Origin of the sequence: Scandinavium sp. (genome assembly GCF_032012665.1) — a bacterium.
In the GTDB taxonomy this organism is placed as follows: domain Bacteria; phylum Pseudomonadota; class Gammaproteobacteria; order Enterobacterales; family Enterobacteriaceae; genus Scandinavium.
Map to the genome: position 1 here is coordinate 19,193 of NZ_DALZVG010000021.1, position 18,720 is coordinate 37,912.

The 18,720-nt window shown below is 59.0% G+C and carries 18 protein-coding genes; 4 read left to right on the top strand and 14 right to left on the bottom strand.

Annotated features, from left to right (window positions below; translation table 11 throughout):
- Both hydN and RTU33_RS15955 read right to left on the bottom strand, forming a co-directional pair.
- Nucleotides 1–546: an electron transport protein HydN gene (gene hydN / locus RTU33_RS15950; protein WP_312628661.1), complete on the bottom strand. Its 546-nt coding sequence runs from the start codon at nucleotides 544–546 to the stop codon at nucleotides 1–3.
- A 133-nt stretch (nucleotides 547–679) separates the two neighbouring features.
- Nucleotides 680–1,693 (bottom strand): LacI family DNA-binding transcriptional regulator, encoded by a 1,014-nt coding sequence (locus tag RTU33_RS15955; protein ID WP_312628662.1) that lies wholly within the window; start codon nucleotides 1,691–1,693, stop codon nucleotides 680–682.
- 200 nt (nucleotides 1,694–1,893) lie between these two features.
- On the opposite strand from RTU33_RS15955, the gene ascF reads away from it, so the two are divergent.
- Entirely contained in the window at nucleotides 1,894–3,348 is a 1,455-nt protein-coding gene (ascF, locus tag RTU33_RS15960; protein WP_312628663.1) for a PTS cellobiose/arbutin/salicin transporter subunit IIBC, read from the top strand.
- Between the two features lie 3 nt (nucleotides 3,349–3,351).
- A complete protein-coding gene (locus RTU33_RS15965) occupies nucleotides 3,352–4,770 on the top strand; it encodes a 6-phospho-beta-glucosidase (protein ID WP_312628664.1) in 1,419 nt (472 codons plus the stop codon).
- Between the two features lie 110 nt (nucleotides 4,771–4,880).
- Here RTU33_RS15965 and hycI read toward each other — a convergent pair whose 3' ends face one another.
- Entirely contained in the window at nucleotides 4,881–5,336 is a 456-nt protein-coding gene (gene hycI, locus RTU33_RS15970) for a hydrogenase maturation peptidase HycI (RefSeq protein ID WP_312628666.1), read from the bottom strand.
- Between the two features lie 250 nt (nucleotides 5,337–5,586).
- Between hycI and RTU33_RS15975 the strand changes: the two genes are divergently transcribed.
- Complete coding sequence (locus tag RTU33_RS15975) at nucleotides 5,587–7,200, top strand: sigma 54-interacting transcriptional regulator (protein WP_409438255.1); 1,614 nt, start codon at nucleotides 5,587–5,589, stop codon at nucleotides 7,198–7,200.
- Between the two features lie 89 nt (nucleotides 7,201–7,289).
- On the opposite strand, the gene RTU33_RS15980 is transcribed toward RTU33_RS15975, so the two are convergent.
- The 11 genes from RTU33_RS15980 to RTU33_RS16030 form a co-directional block, all read right to left on the bottom strand.
- A complete protein-coding gene (locus RTU33_RS15980; protein WP_312628670.1) occupies nucleotides 7,290–7,703 on the bottom strand; it encodes a formate hydrogenlyase maturation HycH family protein in 414 nt (137 codons plus the stop codon).
- On the bottom strand, nucleotides 7,700–8,467 hold the full coding sequence (locus RTU33_RS15985) for an NADH-quinone oxidoreductase subunit B family protein (protein WP_312628672.1): 768 nt from the start codon (nucleotides 8,465–8,467) through the stop codon (nucleotides 7,700–7,702). The genes RTU33_RS15980 and RTU33_RS15985 overlap by 4 nt, the downstream gene beginning before the upstream one ends.
- On the bottom strand, nucleotides 8,454–9,014 hold the full coding sequence (gene hyfH / locus RTU33_RS15990) for a hydrogenase 4 subunit H (RefSeq protein WP_312628674.1): 561 nt from the start codon (nucleotides 9,012–9,014) through the stop codon (nucleotides 8,454–8,456). The genes RTU33_RS15985 and hyfH overlap by 14 nt, the downstream gene beginning before the upstream one ends.
- Nucleotides 9,015–9,024: 10 nt before the next feature.
- Nucleotides 9,025–10,761: a hydrogenase large subunit gene (locus RTU33_RS15995; RefSeq protein ID WP_312628676.1), complete on the bottom strand. Its 1,737-nt coding sequence runs from the start codon at nucleotides 10,759–10,761 to the stop codon at nucleotides 9,025–9,027.
- Nucleotides 10,758–12,344, bottom strand: coding sequence for a hydrogenase 4 subunit F (locus tag RTU33_RS16000; RefSeq protein WP_312628677.1), 1,587 nt, complete (start codon nucleotides 12,342–12,344; stop codon nucleotides 10,758–10,760). The genes RTU33_RS15995 and RTU33_RS16000 overlap by 4 nt, the downstream gene beginning before the upstream one ends.
- Nucleotides 12,345–12,348: 4 nt before the next feature.
- On the bottom strand, nucleotides 12,349–12,999 hold the full coding sequence (gene hyfE / locus RTU33_RS16005) for a hydrogenase 4 membrane subunit (RefSeq protein WP_312628678.1): 651 nt from the start codon (nucleotides 12,997–12,999) through the stop codon (nucleotides 12,349–12,351).
- Nucleotides 13,000–13,009: 10 nt separating this feature from the next.
- Nucleotides 13,010–14,449 (bottom strand): hydrogenase 4 subunit D, encoded by a 1,440-nt coding sequence (locus RTU33_RS16010; RefSeq protein WP_312628735.1) that lies wholly within the window; start codon nucleotides 14,447–14,449, stop codon nucleotides 13,010–13,012.
- Nucleotides 14,450–14,465: 16 nt separating this feature from the next.
- Complete coding sequence (locus tag RTU33_RS16015; RefSeq protein ID WP_312628679.1) at nucleotides 14,466–15,416, bottom strand: respiratory chain complex I subunit 1 family protein; 951 nt, start codon at nucleotides 15,414–15,416, stop codon at nucleotides 14,466–14,468.
- Between the two features lie 10 nt (nucleotides 15,417–15,426).
- Nucleotides 15,427–17,442, bottom strand: coding sequence for a hydrogenase 4 subunit B (gene hyfB, locus RTU33_RS16020; protein WP_312628680.1), 2,016 nt, complete (start codon nucleotides 17,440–17,442; stop codon nucleotides 15,427–15,429).
- Nucleotides 17,442–18,059 (bottom strand): 4Fe-4S dicluster domain-containing protein, encoded by a 618-nt coding sequence (locus RTU33_RS16025; protein WP_312628681.1) that lies wholly within the window; start codon nucleotides 18,057–18,059, stop codon nucleotides 17,442–17,444. The genes hyfB and RTU33_RS16025 overlap by 1 nt, the downstream gene beginning before the upstream one ends.
- 76 nt (nucleotides 18,060–18,135) lie before the next feature.
- On the bottom strand, nucleotides 18,136–18,297 hold the full coding sequence (locus RTU33_RS16030) for a hypothetical protein (RefSeq protein ID WP_312628682.1): 162 nt from the start codon (nucleotides 18,295–18,297) through the stop codon (nucleotides 18,136–18,138).
- A 70-nt stretch (nucleotides 18,298–18,367) separates the two neighbouring features.
- Here RTU33_RS16030 and hypA point away from each other — a divergent pair, with 70 nt between their 5' ends.
- Nucleotides 18,368–18,718, top strand: coding sequence for a hydrogenase maturation nickel metallochaperone HypA (gene hypA, locus RTU33_RS16035; RefSeq protein ID WP_312628683.1), 351 nt, complete (start codon nucleotides 18,368–18,370; stop codon nucleotides 18,716–18,718).
- Nucleotides 18,719–18,720 lie beyond the last annotated feature (2 nt).

Consider the following 18,720-nt stretch of genomic DNA (forward strand, 5'->3'; position numbering starts at 1 on the left):
TTAAAACGACACGGAAAATGCGCTGTCGAGCGCAGCCCGGCGGCGTTTTTCAACATTCAGTTGCTCAAGCGCTTCCCGGTCAATACAGACCAGCGCGGCGGTAGGACAGGACGCCACGCAGGCCGGGCCATCGGTGCGGGTGTGGCAAAGGTCACACTTGTTTGCTTCGGCCTTTTCCATTTTCACCTGCATTCCAAAACCGCTGGTGCGTACAACAGGACGAACCACCACCTCCATTGCGCCATAAGGGCAGGCCACCACGCAGGTTTTGCAGCCAATGCAGCGCTCCTGCATCACATGCACAAAGCCGTTTTCACGGGCAATTGCTCCGTTGGGGCAGACGCTGGCGCAGGGGGCATCCTCACACTGGCGACAGGCGGTGGCGGTAGAAATATTCACGCCTTTGACGACGTGGATGCGGGGTAAAAAAGTTTGGGGCGTCAGCGCCGCACAGTCCTGTTCGGGCTGATGCGCCACCGCGCAGGCCACTTCACAGGTACGACAGCCAATACATTTGCTCGCTTCCGCGATGATGAAACGGTTCATGCACTCCTCCGGCATTGGGCAACAGGGCCGAAGGTATGCATTTTCCGCGCCATTATTTAAATGGCTATTTATCAGAGAGTTATAGTGTCACATCGCTGTCATCGTCATTAATGACGATGACAGATGACGGACGTCAGGCGAAGGGCCCGGCGGTGACGGAGTCGCGAAGGATCAGCTCGCCGGGGAAGGCATGCTCCGGCTTAAACTCACCGCCGTCGAGCATAAAAATCAGGCGATTAATGGTTTCTTCAATCATCGCGGTGACGGGAATTTTCACGCTGGAGAGGGAAGGCACGGTATAAGGCGCAAGCGCGATATCATCGAAGCCGATCACCGACACCTGCTGCGGCACGCTGATGCCCGCGCTGACCAGCTGCTTTATCGCACCAATAGCCATATCGTCATTGCTGGCCACCAGCGCGCTGAAGGAAATGCCCCGGGATAACAGCGTTGCCGCACCCGCAGCGCCCGTAGCGGGGGTCCATTTTCCTTCCGCAATCCACTCCTCGCGTACCGCTATGCCGTTTCTCTCCAGCGCCGCCCTGTAGCCTGCCAGGCGCTCAATCCCGGTGGGGGAATCGAGCGAGCCGGTAATAAACGCAATATCGCGATGCCCTTGCGCAATCAGCTGTTCCACCGCCATTTCGCTGGAGGCTTTTTGATCGGACCAGACGCAGTGGCTGGCATGTTTTCGCAGGCGACGGTTGAGCACCATGATCGGCCTGTCATGCCCAAGAATGATCTCATCCATTTCATCCGGTGTAAGAAAACGCGGATAGATGATGATCGCATCGCAGCGCAGATCGAGCAGGTACTGGATCGCCGCCCGCTCCTCTTCCGCGCTATGCTTGCCGTCGGCGAGGATCAGTTGACGCCCCTGGTCCTCCGTCAGACGCGCGGCATGGAACAGCAGCTCGCTGAAGTAGACGCCGTGGTACAGCGTGTTGGTCACCACCAGGCCAAGCGTCTGGCTTTTTTTGGTTGCCAGGTTGCGCGCCAGCAGATTCGGCCGATAGCCGCTCTCTTCGATCGCCCTGAAGACGCGATCCTTCGTTTCCTGGCCGACATAGCCATTGCCCGACAGCACGCGGGATACGGTGGCTTTCGACACGCCAGCGCGCTTCGCCACTTCCAGCATCGTTGCCATGTTCGCTCATCCGTCTGAAAAAAGTGTGGGCAGTGTACTTCAGGATCCGCGGATTTTCAGCCCCGGCGATCGTCAGTGATCAATCTCACGAAAACAAAATAGAGTTTTTTTCTGTCTTGTTTCGCTCATCAGATCTCTTCATGATTTTGTGGAACCGGTTTCCTATACAAATTTTAATCACAATAAGATGGATTGACCCGATGTCGAAAAACTATGCTGCACTGGCCCGGGATGTGGTAGCCGCCCTGGGCGGCGCGACCAACATCACCGCCGCGACCCACTGCATGACTCGCCTGCGCTTTGTGCTTAACGACCCCACGCTTGCCGATACCGCCAGGCTTAAAACCCTCAACGGCGTGCTCGGCGTGGTGCGCAGCGATAACCAGTGCCAGGTGATTATCGGTAACACGGTATCGCAGGCCTACAAAGAAGTGCTCACCCTGCTGCCGGGCAGCCTGCAGCCCGCCGTGGAGCAAGGTCCGCAAAAGTTAACGCTCCGGCGCATTGGCGCGGGCATTCTGGATGCGCTGATCGGCACCATGTCCCCGCTGATCCCGGCGATCATCGGCGGCTCAATGGTTAAGCTGCTGGCGATGGTGCTGGAGATGTCCGGCGTGCTGGCGAAAGGCACCCCGACGCTGACCATTCTCACCGTCATCGGTGACGGCGCGTTCTTCTTCCTGCCGCTGATGGTGGCCGCCTCCGCGGCGGTGAAATTCAAAACCAATATGTCGCTGGCGATCGCCATTGCGGGCGTGCTGGTGCACCCGGGGTTTATTGATCTGATGGCGAAAGCCGCCCAGGGCGAGCACGTCGACTTCGCCTTTATTCCCGTTACGGCGGTGAAATATACCTACACGGTGATCCCGTCGCTGGTGATGACCTGGTGCCTGTCCTATATCGAACGCTGGGTCGACAAAATCACCCCGGCGGTCACCAAAAACTTCCTCAAACCCATGCTGATTGTGCTGATTGCCGCTCCGCTGGCTATTCTGTTAATTGGCCCAATCGGCATCTGGATCGGCACCGCGATTTCCGCGCTGGTTTATACCGTTCACGACTATCTGGGCTGGCTGTCGGTCGCCATTATGGGCGCATTATGGCCGCTGCTGGTGATGACCGGGATGCACCGCGTGTTTACGCCAACCATCATCCAGACCATCGCCACCACCGGCAAAGAAGGCATGGTCATGCCGTCTGAAATTGGCGCCAATTTGTCACTCGGCGGCTCGTCGCTGGCGGTCGCCTGGAAAACGAAAAACCCGGAGCTTCGTCAGACGGCGCTGGCCGCCGCGGCTTCCGCCATTCTGGCGGGAATTTCTGAACCGGCGCTGTACGGCGTGGCGATCCGCCTGAAGCGCCCGCTGATTGCCAGCCTGATCAGCGGCTTTATTTGCGGCGCAGTGGCCGGTATTGCGGGGCTTGCCAGCCATTCGATGGCGGCACCGGGGCTGTTTACCAGCGTGCAGTTCTTTGACCCGGCGAACCCGATGACCATCGTCTGGGTGTTTGGCGTGATGGCGCTGGCCGTGGTGCTCTCCTTCGTGCTGACGCTGCTGCTGGGCTTTGAAGATATTCCGGTAGAAGAAAATGCGGCCCTTGCGCGTCAGGCGCAGGGTATTTCCGCCACAGAACAACCGATACAAGCGAGGTAAGGCATGTTTCCAAAAGGATTTTTATGGGGCGGCGCGCTGGCCGCGAACCAGTCAGAAGGCGCATATCTGGAAGGCGGAAAGGGCTTAACCACCGTCGACACGATTCCCCACGGCGCAAACCGCATGCCGGTGAAGCTTGGGCTGGAGAAGCGCTTCACCCTGCGCGAGGATGAATACTACCCGAGCCATCAGGCGATCGATTTCTATCATCGCTATAAAGAAGACATCGCACTGATGGCAGAAATGGGCTTCACGGTGTTCCGTACCTCCATTGCCTGGGCGCGCCTCTATCCGAACGGCGACGAGCTGACGCCAAACGAGGAAGGTATCGCCTTCTATCGTGACCTGTTCACGGAATGCAAAAAGCACAACATCGAACCGCTGGTGACGCTTTGTCACTTCGACGTGCCGATGCATCTGGTACAGGAATATGGCTCCTGGCGCAGCCGCAAAATGGTGGAGTTCTTCACCCGCTACGCCCGCACCTGCTTCGAAGCCTTCGACGGGCTGGTGAAGTACTGGCTGACCTTCAACGAAATCAACATCATGCTGCACAGCCCCTATTCGGGGGCCGGGCTGGTGTTTGAAGCAGGCGAAAACCAGGAGCAGGTGAAATACCAGGCCGCACACCACGAACTGATTGCCAGCGCCCTGGCGACGAAAATCGCCCATGAGGTGAACCCAAAAAACCAGGTCGGCTGTATGCTGGCGGGGGGCAACTTCTATCCGTATTCCTGCAAGCCGGAAGACGTGTGGATGGCGCTGGAGAAAGACCGCGAAAACCTGTTCTTTATCGACGTGCAGGCGCGCGGCGCTTATCCGTCCTATTCAGCACGCGTGTTCCGCGAAAAAGGCGTAACCATTGAAAAACAGCCCGGCGATGATGAGATCCTGAAGAACACCGTCGATTTTGTCTCATTCAGCTATTACGCCTCACGCTGCGCGTCGGCAGACATGAACGCCAACAACACCAATGCGGCAAACATCGTTAAATCGCTGAAAAACCCGTACATCAAAGCCAGCGAATGGGGCTGGGGCATTGATCCGCTGGGCCTGCGCATCACCATGAACATGATGTATGACCGCTATCAGAAACCGCTCTTCCTGGTTGAAAACGGCCTCGGCGCAAAAGACGTGGTGGAAGCCAACGGCGAAATCAACGACGACTACCGCATCAGCTACCTGCGCGAGCACATTCAGGCGATGGGTGACGCCATTGACGACGGCATTCCGGTCATCGGCTACACCACCTGGGGCTGCATTGATTTAGTCGCCGCCTCGACGGGCGAGATGAGCAAACGCTACGGCTTTGTGTACGTCGATCGTGACGATGCAGGCCACGGCACGCTGGCGCGAACGCGTAAGAAATCGTTCTGGTGGTATAAGAAGGTGATTGCGAGCAACGGGGAAGATTTGGCGTGATGTCATTGCCGGGCGGCACTGCTTGCCCGGTGGCGCTAACGCTTACCGGGCCTACAAGCCGTCCCTGTAAAATTGTAGGCCGGTGCAAGCGCAGCGCCGCCCGGCAAACGTTACAGCTGCTCAAACCCGCCGTTGCCGGTCCAGCCCTCAAGCCGCTGATAAACGACATCTACCGCGGCTTTGATCTTCTCCGTCATCGGATAATAAAAGCCGACAATGTCTGGCTGAATGCCAAGGAAAATCACCTCTCCCACGTCTTCTGCCAGCTGCTCAATCAGGTAGTTGAGCGGCATATTGTGGGTGGTCATCAGGAACATTTCGGCAATATCGTCCGGGTCGACGATGCGAATGTCGCCTGGCTCCAGCCCCATGTCGGTGGCATCAACAATCAGCAAACGGTTCGGACGCATTGCACGGATCGCCGCCACTTCCCTCTCCGGCGCGCTGCCGCCGTCCAGCACAATCCAGTCACCTTTTGGCCCGCTGGCGCACATTTCCGCCAGCAGCGGCCCGGCCCCATCGTCGCCCATCATGCTGTTGCCGACACAAAGTAATACGTTAGACACGCTTTTCTCCCGATAAAATGAGCCTGAATGAGCAAACTACCCATCAATATCAACGAATGATCCCAAAGGGGTATCTTATATTGCACGCAGCCCGCAAATACTGATCTCAAATAGCATTGCTGATTCATTGTGAACATCAGCAATTTTCAATAAACAGGCTGAAGCGATGAATGATGTAAAGAAGCTGAGTGGCAAGAAAATAAGAACCATTCCCATTACAAATACCGAATGGAATAATCACTTGATTGCCATGATCAATTCCGGCGTCGAACCTGAGCTGCTGGAATTCTTTCATCACTTAAAAGAAGAGCGCGATGAATACCGTATTCTGGTCGATATCACCAACTCCGTGCTGGCGCACCTCGATCGTGAAGGGATGGTGAACGCCATCGCCGCGGATATTCACCGCTATTTCGCGATCCCGAGCGTCTCGCTCGCCTTTTTTGACGGCGTATCTTCTGAGGCCTTTCCGGTCACCGCCTGCGGCTGGCAGGGAGAGAATCAGTGCGTTTGCCAGCAAAGAACGTATCCCCTCGCACAAAGCATTCTTAAAAACGTGCTGGATAACAATCAGCCGCAGGCCGTTGCGCTCAATGAAAACCTCAACGATCCGTTATTAAAAGATTTATATTACGCTGGCATGCAGGCGGCCCTGCTGTTGCCGCTGGCATTTAACGCCCATGCACCCGGCATATTTATTCTCGCCCATACGGACGCCAGCGCTTTTACGCCAGCGGTCTGTTCCCTGCTCGGGCAAATAGCCTCACGGATCAGTATTGCGGTGGATAATGCCAACGCCTGGAATGAAATTACGCGTTTAAAAGATTCACTGAAGCAGGAAAATATCTGGCTCACGGAACAGCTGCAAAACGTTGAAAGCCTGAACGATATTATTTTCCAGAGCACGGCGATGAAAAACCTGCTGCGCCAGGTCGAGATGGTCGCCACGAGCGACAGCACCGTGCTGCTGCTCGGCGAGACGGGTACCGGCAAAGAGCTTATCGCCCGCGCTATTCACAAACTCAGCCAGCGCAGCCAAAGCCCGCTGGTCAAAATGAACTGTGCCGCTATTCCCGCAAGCCTGCTGGAAAGCGATCTGTTCGGGCATGAGAAAGGCGCCTTCACCGGCGCAACCAGCAGCCATATCGGACGGTTTGAAATGGCCGACGGTGGCACGCTGTTCCTTGATGAAATCGGTGATATGCCGCTGGAGCTACAGCCCAAACTTTTGCGCGTGTTGCAGGAGCGTGAAGTAGAGCGCCTCGGCGGCAGCAAAGTGATCCCGGTGAACGTCCGGATGATCGCCGCCACCAATCGCGATCTGCATCAGATGGTGCAGGAACGCGAGTTTCGCAGCGATCTGTTCTACCGCCTGAACGTCTTTCCGATCGTGATCCCACCGCTGCGCGAGCGTCCGGAAGATATCCCGCTGCTCGCCACCTGGTTCACGCAAAAGCTGGCGGCGCGCATGAACAAAACCATCGATACTATTCCCGCAGCTTCGCTCCAGGCGCTGTGCCAGTATCCCTGGCCGGGTAACGTGCGCGAACTGCAAAACGTCATTGAACGCGCGGTGATCCTGACCCAGGGCAACACCCTGAATCTCCAGTTGGGCGATCTGAAAATCCCTTCAGCCCCGGCGCAGGCGCCACGCGTTCAGCCTGTAACCATCAAGCTGCCGCCGCTGTTTAATCCGCAAACGCCAGAAACAGACGAAGGTGAACGGGAAAGGATTATTCAGGCCCTGCGGGAAACAAACGGTATTGTGGCGGGGCCAAAAGGTGCAGCGCAGAAGCTCGGTCTGAAAAGAACGACGCTGCTCTCAAGGATGCAGCGTCTGGGAATCAATACGCGGGATCTTTAAGGCTCCGCGTAAGCGCCCGGCCTACAAATCGCGCAGGCCTGATTTGTAGGCCAGGTAAGGCATCAGCCGCCACCTGGCAATCAGCGCCATCAGGCAACCTGCCTTTTTACGATAAGATAAATCGCCGGTTCGCGTTCAATCTCACCCAGCAGCTCAATCAGCCGCAAGCTCCAGCCTTTAAAGGGTTCCGCTCCCGTTTTGCTCAGTTCAGAAAGCGCATTCGCCAGCAGCGACGTGTGGGTGGAATCGATGGTGATTTCCCCAAACGTCAGCAGGCCGCGCAGCTTACGCCGCGCGTCCCCTTCAGGTAGCAGCTTCAGCCATTCGGTATAGCCTTCAAGCCCGCATTCCAGCTCCGTTTTCAGGCAGTCGATCATCCCGACGTGATGACCAATCGCCAGCGAGTAGTACATCACCTGCTGGCTTTCGGCGGGCATGTCGTCATCGCTGTCGACGAACTTCTGCCGCAGCGACCAGAACGTCACTTTTCCTTTTTCACTCATGCCATCACCTTACCGGCGATAACCGCCATCAGCGCATGAACGATCTCGGTCAGGCGCGGATCGTTCTCTTTGCGCAGCCAGACGTCCACCTCATGGGCCGCCTGCTGCGGCTGCTTATGCTGAATCAGCTTCAGCAGGTTCATGCTGATGTCGCCACCCTGGCGATAGCCCGCCATCCGCCGTGCTTCGCGCTCAACGGCAACCCGCAGCGTCAGCGGCACGTCCGGCAGAATGATGGCGGGCTTTTCATTTTCGCCCTGCACGTGTTCAATGCCCTTTAGCTTCTGATCCAGCAGGCCGAGCGCCACGGCAAACCCGTGAATGGTGGCCGCAGGCGTTGGGGGGCAGCCGGGGATCCACACGTCGACGGGCACGATGGTGTCGCTGCCGCCCCAGACGCAGTAGAGATCGTGGAAGATCCCGCCGCCCACGCCGCAGGCACCGTAGGAGATACAGATTTTCGGATCCGGCGCGGATTCATACGCACGCAGCGCGGGTACGCGCATCGCACGGGTCACCGCCCCGGTGAACAGCAAAATATCGGCATGGCGCGGGGAGGCAACAACCTTGATCCCGAAGCGTTCGGCGTCGAACACTGGCGTAATGGCAGAGAAAATTTCAATCTCGCAGCCGTTACAGCCGCCACAGTCCACGCGGTAGACGTAGGCCGAGCGCTTGATGTCCTTCAGCAACGTCTGCTTCATGCGCGCCGCGTCGTCCGCAAGCGCAATCGGCTGGCTGACGTGATGATTAAACTCGCTCATGAGAGACCTCCGCTGCGGATACGCTGAACATACGCTGGTCGTGCTGGCCCACCGTCTGCTGACGCTTGCACGCCGGGCAGGTGGTGAACTGCGACGTCATGCCCGCCAGCGCTTCATCGCTGACGCCGGACTGGCGCAGCAGCTCCACCGCATACTGCGCCGATTTTTCCGGCGTGTACGGCTGCTTGCAGACTTCACAGTGCTGCAAACGAAATACCGCTTTGACGTACAGATCGGCTTTATTGGTCACCGCCAGCTCAAAGTCGTTGGTCAGGCGAATCGCCTTCGTCGGGCAAACCTCTTCGCAGCGGCCACAGAAAATGCAGCGGCCGATAAACAGCTGCCAGGTGCGCTCGTTGCTTTCCGGATGGGTTTCCATCGTCAGGGCGTTCGCCGGGCATGCAGAAGTGCAGGCCGCGCAGGCGATACACTGCTGCGGATCCAGTTCAGGCCTGCCGCGAAAATCGGGGCTGATCTCCAGCGGCGCAAACGGATATTTGACCGTCGGTTCGCCCGCTTTCAGGATGGTTTTAAACAGTTTCAGCATCGTTTAATCCTTACTTGAGCAGCGGCGAGTGCTTGCGCTCAATGCTATAACGTTCAATCTCTTTGTACGGCACGGTGGTCGATTTGCGTTTGCGCACGTCCACCAGCGTCACGCGGTCGGTGCAGGAGTAGCACGGATCAAGGCTGCCGATAATCAGCGGCGCATCCGACACGGTATTGCCGCGCAGCATATAGCGCAGCACCGGCCAGTTAGCGTACGTCGCCGCGCGGCAGCGCCAGCGGAACAGCTTCTGGTTGTCGCCGAGCATGCTCCAGTGCACGTCCTCACCGCGCGGCGCTTCCACGTAGCCAAGCGCAAATTTGTGCGGCTGATAGGTGAAGCCTTCGGTCAGCAGTGGGCCGTTGCCCATGGTGTCCAGCGCGTACTCAATCATCGCCAGCGAATCGAAGGTTTCCTTCACGCGCACCATCACACGGGAGAAGACATCGCCGCCGTCATAGGCAAACAGGGTTTTCGGCAGGTTGCCGTAATCCGAATACGGGTGGTCAAAACGCATATCGCGCCTGAATCCGCTGCCGCGGATCAGTGGGCCAACCGGGCTGTAGTCACGCGCAACCTGGCGGTCGAGAATGCCGACGCCCTGGGTGCGCTGGCCGATGTTCGGCGTGGAGAGCAGCATGTCGACCAGCTCAGTCACCTCGGCGCGCATCTCACGCACCAGCTGAATGGTTTTGATGCGCTGCTCTTTGAGGATGTCGCGACGAATGCCGCCAATCAGGTTCAGGCCGTAGGTTTTACGCGAACCGGTGAGCAGCTCCGCCATCATCATTGATTTTTCACGAACGCGGAAAAACTGCATAAAGCCGGTATCGAAACCAACAAAGTGGCTGGAGAGGCCGATATTCAGCAGATGGCTGTGCAGGCGCTCCACCTCCAGCAGAATGGAGCGGATGGTGTGCGCACGCTGCGGCACCACGATGCCCAGCGCGTTTTCCACCGACGTGGTGTAGGCCACGCTGTGCGCAAAGCCGCAAATGCCGCAAACGCGGTCGGAGAGGAACGTCACTTCGTTGTAGCCCATGCGGGTTTCCGCGAGCTTTTCCATCCCACGGTGGACGTAGAACAGGCGGTAATCGGCGTCGACAATGGTTTCACCATCGACGAACAGGCGGAAGTGGCCGGGTTCGTCAGAGGTGATGTGCATCGGGCCAATTGGCACCACGCGCGCCTTGCTGTCGCCGTCGTTGATGAACGGATAGGTTTCCGTTTCGGTGGTCGGCGCCGGGCGCTGACGGTAGTCCATCGCGTCTTTACGCAGCGGGTACATCTCATCCGGCCAGTCGTCCGGCAGCACCAGACGGCGCTCGTCCGGCAGGCCAACGGGCTTCAGGCCATACATATCGCGAACTTCACGCTCGCCCCACACGGCGGCGGGCACGCGCGGCGTGACGGACGGAAACTCCAGCGAGCCATCGACCAGCCCCTTCACCACCACCCAGCACTTCTCGCCCTCTTCCATCGACAGCGCGTAATAAACGGCGAAATGGCCGTTGAGCGTGCGCTCGTCGTTGCCGAACAGCACCGGCAGCCAGCCGCCGCAGCCGTAGTAGAGAAACTCAACAATCTCAGGCAGCTGGTTGATTTTGACCGTAATCGTCACCTGATCGTGAGTCTGGCGCTCTTCGTCCAGCACCGCACCCGGAAACTTCTCCCGGACGGCGGCCAGATAGCCGTTGCCCAGTACATCGCCCTGCGCGAGGCCGTTCATATATTGTTGATAGCTCACTTCATTTCTCCAGCGCACTCGCGGGTGCAAAGACGGGGGGTCGTGGCTGAAGCGGTTTTACCCGCCCACGGCCACTGAAATTCATGCGGGGATTGCTGCATCACAATCGACGCGGCATTTTCCAGCAGGCGGCTCACCGGCTGCGGAATGTGGGTGCCCATAACCAGCATCAGCACCAGTAAAATCGCCATCGGCGCGGTGGTCAGCCAGCCCAGCTCACCGCGGCTTGTTGCTTCAGGCGCAGCGCCGAACAACAGGCAGGCGATCATGCGCACCAGGCCGCCGAGCACCACGGTCAGCAGCAACAGCAGGCCGATGGTCAGCCAGATATGCCCGGCAGCCAGTCCTGCGGTCACCACCATAAATTCGCTGAGGAAGACGTTGAACGGCGGCATCCCGCCGAGCGCCAGCGCACCCGCGGCCAACAGTACCGCGCTGAACGGCATCAGCTTCAGCATGCCGCGCACCACGCCAAGATCGCGCGTGCCGTACTTAAGCAGCACGTTGCCCGAACCGCAGAACAGCAGCGTTTTCGCGAGGCTGTGGTTCAGCGTATGCAGCAGCGCCGCCAGCACGCCCAGCGGCCCGCCGATGCCAAGCGCCACGGCGATAAGCCCCATGTTTTCCACGCTGGAGTAAGCCAGCAGGCGCTTAACGTCCTGCTGAACCAGAATGAAGAACGCCGCCACCGCCACGGAGAGCAGGCCGAAAATCACCAGCAGCGTATTCGGGAAGGCGGAGCCGAGGGTCTGAGTGATGATGATGTGGAAACGGATAATCACCAGCAGCGCGCAGTTCAGCAGTACGGCGGACAACAGCGCACTTGTCGGGCTTGGCGCTTCACTGTGCGCGTCCGGCAGCCAGGCGTGCATAGGGAACAGCCCGGTTTTGGTGCCGAAGCCAATCAGCACAAACACGAACGCCAGATGCATCAGCGTGGGATCGAGCTGTGCCGCATGCTTCAGCACTTCACTCCAGAAAATGGCGTTGTGCGGGTCAGGCATAAAGCTCGCGGCGTTGGCGTACACCAGAATGGTGCCAAACAGGCCGAATGCCACGCCAACGGTACAGATGATGATGTACTTCCACGCCGCTTCCAGCGACGAGCGCTGGCCGTAAATCCCCACCAGAAACGCCGAGCTGAGCGTAGTCGCTTCAATCGCCGCCCACATCACGATCAGGTTGTTGCTGGTCACCACCAGCATCATGGTGAAGAGGAACAGGTGGAAGAAGCCGTAGTAGTTGCACAGCGTGGCGACGGAAATCTCTCCTTCGTCGACCTCGTGGCGCATATAGCCCATCGAGTAAAGTCCGGTGAGAAACCCGATTATCCCAAGCAGCGCCAGGAACAGCGCGCTCAGGCTGTCGAGGTGCAGCCACAGATTCGTGGAGAACATCTCACCCTGTTGGTAGACCACGCTCACGGCGTAAAGGGTTATCGCCAGCAGCACCAGGATGCCCACGCCATGCAGCAGCGTGACCGCCGAACGAGACGCCGTGCCGAGGCGCTGGCAGGCAAAGGCCAGCAGCGCGAATACAAGCGGCGTCAGCAGAAGAAATGTGAAAATAGCAGAATGACTCATTGTGTTATCCCTTCAGCGCCGTCAGTTGGTTCACGTCCAGCGTGCCGAGCGTGCGCCAGATTTTTCTCACCAGCAGCACCATGACAATCACCGCGAAAATCGCGTCGGTGGCGATACCAATCTCCACCAGCTCCGGCGCCCTGTGAGCCAGCAGCGCCAGCACCAGATGCGAACCGTTTTCCATCAGGCAATAGCCAAACACCTGACGAATGATGTTGCGCTGGGTGACGATGCACAGCAGCCCCAGCAGGAAGTGGCCAAGTGCCACCGCCAGCGCGGGTTTCAGATCAAGCAACAAAGGAAGCTGCACCGGGCGCACAACCAGCCAGCAAAGCACCACAATCACCGCCGCGGCGAGCATCAGCAGCGCCGGGCTAATCAACGGTTTGTCGGCCTGCGGATCGGCAAGCTTGCGCAGCGCGAAGCCCATGACAATCGGCACCAGAATGACCTTGGTCAGCAGGGCGCTGAAGGACCACATCAGCAGCTGTTCAGACTCAAGCGTTTGGGAAAGGGTGAAGAAAATCAGCACCAGCACCAGCGACTGCAGGGCGTAAAACCAGCAGGCGCTGCGCGGACGTTTCGCGCCAATCACCAGCAGTGACGTCACCATCATCAGCCCGGCGAGATTATTGACGAGTAAGGTTCCGGTCATCGTCGTCTCCTTAATTAAGCCACATCGCGGCAATCACGCTGGAACACAGCGACATCACCACCAGCACGATAAGCACCGCGCGCATTGCCAGCGGCAGCGGCGACATCTCTGCCACTTCCGGACTCGGTTCGCCCGGCACCACGCGCCCGAACCAGTAAATCAGCCACGCGAAGCTCGCCACTGATTCCACCAGCGCCAGCACCATCACCGGGATCAGCTCCCAGTGCGCGCTGGAAAGCGTGAAGCCTGCGGCAAAGACGGGGAATTTACTGAAGAAGCCGTTGAACGGCGGCACGCCGGCAATCGCCAGTGCCGCCACGCAGAAGCCGATGCCCAGCAGCGGTGATTTGCTCATCACGCCGCGCAGCTTCGGCAGTAGACGCGTGCCGCAGCTGTAGCTGAAAGCCCCCGCCACGAGGAAGAACAGGCTTTTGGCAAACGCGTGGTTGAAGATGTAGGCAATGCCGCCATTGAGCGCCTGCTTAGAGCCAAGCGCCGCCATGGAGAGGGCCAGGAACATCCACGCCAGCTGGGTGATGGTCGACCACGCCAGCAGGCGCTTCATGTCCTTCTGCGGCAGGTACATCATGAAGCCGTAGATCATGGTGATCGTCGCCATCACGATGCCCACCCAGCCGATGGCGTGCGGTACGTTGCCGCCTTCCAGAATGGCGCGGGCAAAGATGTAAACGCCCACTTTCACCATTGAAGCGGCATGTAAGTAAGCGCTGACTGGGGTTGGCGCTTCCATTGCATCCGGCAGCCAGGCCTGCATCGGCAGCTGGGCTGATTTCCCCCAGGCCGCAAACAGAATGCCGCCGTAAACGATGTAGCTCGCCGAACCTTGCAGCTGACTTAATGCGCTCAGCGCAAAGGTGCCGGTGTTGAGGAACAGCGTCGCTGCCGCGAGGTACAGGCCAAGCGATGCGACGTGGGTAATCAGCAGCGCTTTCATCGCCGAGCGCTGAGACTTCGGCGTCTGGTAATAGCCAATCAGCGCCCAGGAACAGCCCCCGGTGATTTCGAAGAACAGCAGCTGCCCGAGCAGCGTTGAGGAAAGCACCAGCCCCGCCATCGCCCCGATGAAGATCAGCAGGAACGCGTAGTAGCGGTTGTCACCATCGTGCGGGTGTTCGCGGTTGCCACGGGTTAAGTACCCGGTGGAATAGAGGCTCACCAGCAGGCCGAGGAACACCACAGCAAAGGCAATCAGCGTACTGATTCGGTCAACGGTGAAGCCGAACAGCGCCACGCCGTGATAGCTGACCAGCGTGTAAGTCGCATCCGCTTTTCCCCCCGCCAGAAACTGCCAGCCAAGCACGGCGGTGCCGAGCGTGGCAAACAGCGCAAACAGGCTACAGATATTCTTCGCCACGGGTTTCGGCGAACAGGCCGTCAGCAGCGCGCCAATAAACGGCACCAGCAGGGTCGTCAGCGCGATTTTTTCCATCATTTCTCGGCGCTCCTTACAGACCGGTGAAATAGAAGACGAAAGCCAGCGCCGCGACGCCGAACCCAAGCCACGTGACGTGATGCGTCAGCAGGAAGCGGCCGCGCGCCAGCGAGTTCTCCACCAGCGACGCCAGCACAAATACCACCAGCAGCTTGATGAGGGCGATCGCCAGCGCCAGCAGCAGCGCCGACGGACTCAGGCTTGCGGCTTTGCCAAACGGAATGAACACCGCAAGGAACATCTCCGCCACCACAACCTGCTTCAGGCCAATCCCCCACTTCACCAGCGCGAAGTCGGAGCCGGAGTATTCCGTCAGCGGCCCTTCCTGAAGTTCCTGCTCGGCTTCGGCGACGTCGAAGGGAATCTTGCCCATCTCGATAAATGAAGCGAAACCGCAGGCGAGGAACGCCATAAAGATGGCCAACGGCGAGCTCCAGCCCTCAGAAAGGGCCGCGCTGATGGTGCCAATGTTGGTTGAACCGACAATCAGCGCCACAACCAGCAGGCCGAGGATCAGAATCGGCTCCACCAGGATGCCCAGCGTCAGCTCACGGCTGGCACCGATGCCCGCAAAGGTCGAACTGCTGTCGAGCCCGGAGAGGGCAAAGAAGAAGCGGAACAGCGCGAACAGGTACAGCAGGGTGATCAGATCCCCTGCTCCACCGAACGGCGATGTCTGCGTGAATACCGGCAGCGCCATCGCCACCAGCAGCATGCTGCTGAGCAGCACCCACGGCATAATGCGGAACATGACGCCGGAGCGATCGGGGCCGACCGGCTGACGCTTAAGCAGCTTCACCAGGTCGCGATAGTCCTGCATGATGCCCGGCCCGCGACGCGAATGCATACGTGCGCGGATCTGACGGGAAATGCCGGTTAACAGCGGCGTCAGCGCCAGCAAAATGGCGGCCTGAATCACGGCGAACAGCCCCATGCCCCACTCTGGCGTTTGTTGGATTACCATCTCACTCTCCTCACAGGGCCACGGTCAGTAACAGGACAACCAGCGCCACCACCACATACAGGCAGTAAAGGCGGAAGTCCCCGCTCTGCATCCGCTGGATGCCCGAACCGGCGCGCTGAACAAGGCGCACCAGCGGCCAGATAATGCGTTCATCCCAGAACGGCTCGACCGCAGCAGCACCGTCGGTGACTTTGCTCAGGCTGCGCCCGAGCGCTTCAGAAGGGTCGAGCTGCTTGCGCATCCGGTACAGCGGGCCAAACATCACGCGCAAAGGCTGAGTGAAGCTGCCTGCGGAAGCAGACATCTCCTGCTCCCAGCCGTAGCCGCACGCCCACGGTGACCCCTTGCGGCGAAACGCCCCGCGATCGCCACGCAGCACCCACCACACCGCCAGCGGCAGCAACGGCAGGCCAAGCAGTAGCAAAAAGGAAATGGCAGGAGAAAGCATGGCCTGAGCGCTGTTGCCCGGCTGAAGCAGCGAGTTGTTCGCCACGATAAGCTCTGGCGCGTGCACGAGAGAACTCGCCACTTTTGCCAGCACGGGTGCAGCAACGGATGCGCCAACGCCCAGCGCCACGCACAGCAGCGCCATGACGATCATCGCCGCCGTCATCGGCCACGGCACTTCGCGTGCGTGCTCCGCTTTTTCGCTGCGGGCCCCGCCGCAGAAGCTGATGCCGTAGACTTTAACGAAGCACATCGCCGCCAGCGCGCCGGTGATGGCGAGCATCACGATGGCAACCGGCCCGGCGAGACGCATAGCGAAATCGCCGTCGTGGCTCATGGTGAACAGGGACTGGTAGGTAAACCACTCGCTGACGAAGCCGTTCAGCGGCGGCAGCGCGGAAATCGACATACAGCCAATCAGGAAGGCAGTACCGGTGAGCGGCATCAGCTTCGCAAGGCCGCCCATTTTTTCCATGTCACGGGTGTGTACGCGGAAAATGACCGCGCCCGCACCGAGGAACAGCAAACCTTTGAACAGAGCATGGTTGAGCAGATGGAACAGCGCCCCGAGCAGACCCACGGTCGCCAGCAGCGGATGGTGCGTGGCGATACCGACCATCCCTACGCCAACGCCCATCAGAATGATGCCGATGTTCTCCACGGTGTGCCAGGCCAGCAGGCGTTTGATGTCGTGTTCAGCCAGAGCGTAAAGCACGCCGAGCACCGAAGACACCGCGCCGAATGCCAGCACCATAATCCCCCACCAGCTTTCGGTGGCACCGAGCAGGTCGACACCCACTTTGATGATCCCGAAGATACCGATTTTCACCATCACGCCGGACATCAGCGCCGATGCGTGAGAAGGTGCCGCCGGGTGCGCACGCGGCAGCCAGCTGTGTAAAGGCAGCATCCCCGCTTTGGCACCAAAGCCCAGGAAGGCAAGCACAAACACGATGGAGGCCATCAGCGGCGAAAGATGCAGCTGGCGGAAGGATGCAAACTCCAGGCTGCCGCTTTCGCGCCACATCAGGAAGAACGCCACCATGATCAGCACCGACCCGGCATGGGCGATAAAGAAGTAGAGCAGCCCGGCCTTGATCGACTCTTCGCTCTGGTCGGCGATCACCAGGAACCACGAGGCCAGCGACATCATCTCGAACAGGATGATGAACCAGAAGCCGTTGTCCATGACGACCAACCCGACCATCGAGGCGATAAACAGGTTCATAAAGAAGCCCATCGACGCCGCGCCCTTGCCGAGATACTCCCGCATATAGGAGAGCGAATAGAGCGCGCAGAGCGTCACCAGCAGAGAAATCACCGTCACCATAAAGGCGGCCAGGCTGTCCATGCGTACGCTAAAGGCCGCAAAATCAAACGGTCCCGCGGCAACCCAGGTTTGTACCTCTCCGCTGAACAACAGCGGCACGGCGCTGCATAATCCCAGCAGGCCGCCGAGCATTGCGCCGATTCCGGCCACGCGAATCGCCAGCGTTTCGTTTTTTGGCAGCAGCAGCGAAATCACGCCGCTGACGACGTACAGCGCCAGCGACCACGTCAGTAATTGCAGTGAATCCATCAGTTTTGCTCCCCGCTCAGGTTGCGCCCCGGCAGCGTTTCCGGCATTGAAAGTGCCGTTTGCGCCCGCCGCTGTTTCATCTGCGCCTCCACGGCTTTCGGTTCAACCAGGTGCAGCGCTTTGGTCGGACAGGAGCGCACGCAGGCCGGGCCTTCCGGCAGGAAGTTGCACAGGTCGCACTTCACCGCCACGGCGCGCACGCCCGCGTTCCAGCTCAGGAACGGGTTCATGCTGTCGGCGCTGACGGGTACGTCGCTGAGCATTGAAGCCGGCACGTAGTGCTCGTACTGCTTCGGCACATCCAGCGGCGTGCTGCCCGCAGGGGTTATCGCCCCGAACGGACACACCAGTCCGCACAGCTTGCAGCCGATGCACAGGCTTTCGTTGATCTGCACGCTGTCGCCTTCAAGGGCGATAGCGTTGACCGGACACACCCGTTTGCACGGTGCGTCTTCGCAGTGGCGACACAGCACCGGGGCGGTGTGGTCGCCGGTACGTGCCATCGTGAGCCTGGGGTACTGCTGGAGCCCCTGGGCTTTATGGACATCGGAGCAGGCTGCCAGGCAGGTGTTGCATCCGATGCACCATTGAGGATCCGCAATGACAAAGCGGTTCATGGTGATTCCTCGTGAGCTGAAAAAATTATCCGGCTCACTTAGCAAATTGTGTGCCACTTCATCATTTGAAATAAATTCAATAAGTTAAACGAAACCAATGCAGCATTACCGCTGTCATCGTCAGCGTGATGACGATTGTGACGACGGTGGTGGTCAGCAGCATTTCGTCAGCCCGACATAAGTGGCGATGCGTCGTCAGTAATGTCACTTCACAGGTGACGAAATGCTTAATAACCATAAAAATCAATAGAATAAAAAATGGCCTGCTTCTTGCTTGGAAGGGCGGAGTGAAACCAACGAGAGACGTTATGCACGAAATCACCCTTTGTCAGCGGGCGCTGGAAATTGTTGAACAGCAGGCGGTCGCCAATGACGCCACGCGCGTAACGGCGGTCTGGCTAAAGGTGGGAGCATTTTCCTGCGTGGAACCCTCCGCCGTGAGTTTCTGCTTCGAGCTGGTGTGCCGCGGCACGGTGGCGGAAGGATGCACATTGCATATTGAAGAGCAGAAAGCCGAATGCTGGTGTCCGGAATGCCAGCAATATGTGCAGATCCTCTCACAGCACGTCCGTCTCTGCCCGCAGTGCGGCAGTAACCGGTTACGCATCATCGCTGATGACGGTTTCCAGATTCAGCGCATCGAAGTCATTGAGGAATAAGG

Coding starts and splice junctions, on each gene's coding strand:
- RTU33_RS16000 (WP_312628677.1), bottom strand. CDS start 12,344: ATGAGTCATTCTGCTATTTTCACATTTCTTCTGCTGACGCCGCTTGTA.
- hyfH (WP_312628674.1), bottom strand. CDS start 9,014: ATGCTGAAACTGTTTAAAACCATCCTGAAAGCGGGCGAACCGACGGTC.
- RTU33_RS15975 (WP_409438255.1), top strand. CDS start 5,587: ATGATCAATTCCGGCGTCGAACCTGAGCTGCTGGAATTCTTTCATCAC.
- ascF (WP_312628663.1), top strand. CDS start 1,894: ATGTCGAAAAACTATGCTGCACTGGCCCGGGATGTGGTAGCCGCCCTG.
- hyfE (WP_312628678.1), bottom strand. CDS start 12,999: ATGACCGGAACCTTACTCGTCAATAATCTCGCCGGGCTGATGATGGTG.
- RTU33_RS16025 (WP_312628681.1), bottom strand. CDS start 18,059: ATGAACCGCTTTGTCATTGCGGATCCTCAATGGTGCATCGGATGCAAC.
- hypA (WP_312628683.1), top strand. CDS start 18,368: ATGCACGAAATCACCCTTTGTCAGCGGGCGCTGGAAATTGTTGAACAG.
- RTU33_RS15985 (WP_312628672.1), bottom strand. CDS start 8,467: ATGAGCGAGTTTAATCATCACGTCAGCCAGCCGATTGCGCTTGCGGAC.
- RTU33_RS15980 (WP_312628670.1), bottom strand. CDS start 7,703: ATGAGTGAAAAAGGAAAAGTGACGTTCTGGTCGCTGCGGCAGAAGTTC.
- RTU33_RS16030 (WP_312628682.1), bottom strand. CDS start 18,297: ATGGTTATTAAGCATTTCGTCACCTGTGAAGTGACATTACTGACGACG.
- RTU33_RS15955 (WP_312628662.1), bottom strand. CDS start 1,693: ATGGCAACGATGCTGGAAGTGGCGAAGCGCGCTGGCGTGTCGAAAGCC.
- RTU33_RS15965 (WP_312628664.1), top strand. CDS start 3,352: ATGTTTCCAAAAGGATTTTTATGGGGCGGCGCGCTGGCCGCGAACCAG.
- RTU33_RS16015 (WP_312628679.1), bottom strand. CDS start 15,416: ATGGTAATCCAACAAACGCCAGAGTGGGGCATGGGGCTGTTCGCCGTG.
- hydN (WP_312628661.1), bottom strand. CDS start 546: ATGAACCGTTTCATCATCGCGGAAGCGAGCAAATGTATTGGCTGTCGT.
- hyfB (WP_312628680.1), bottom strand. CDS start 17,442: ATGGATTCACTGCAATTACTGACGTGGTCGCTGGCGCTGTACGTCGTC.
- RTU33_RS16010 (WP_312628735.1), bottom strand. CDS start 14,449: ATGGAAAAAATCGCGCTGACGACCCTGCTGGTGCCGTTTATTGGCGCG.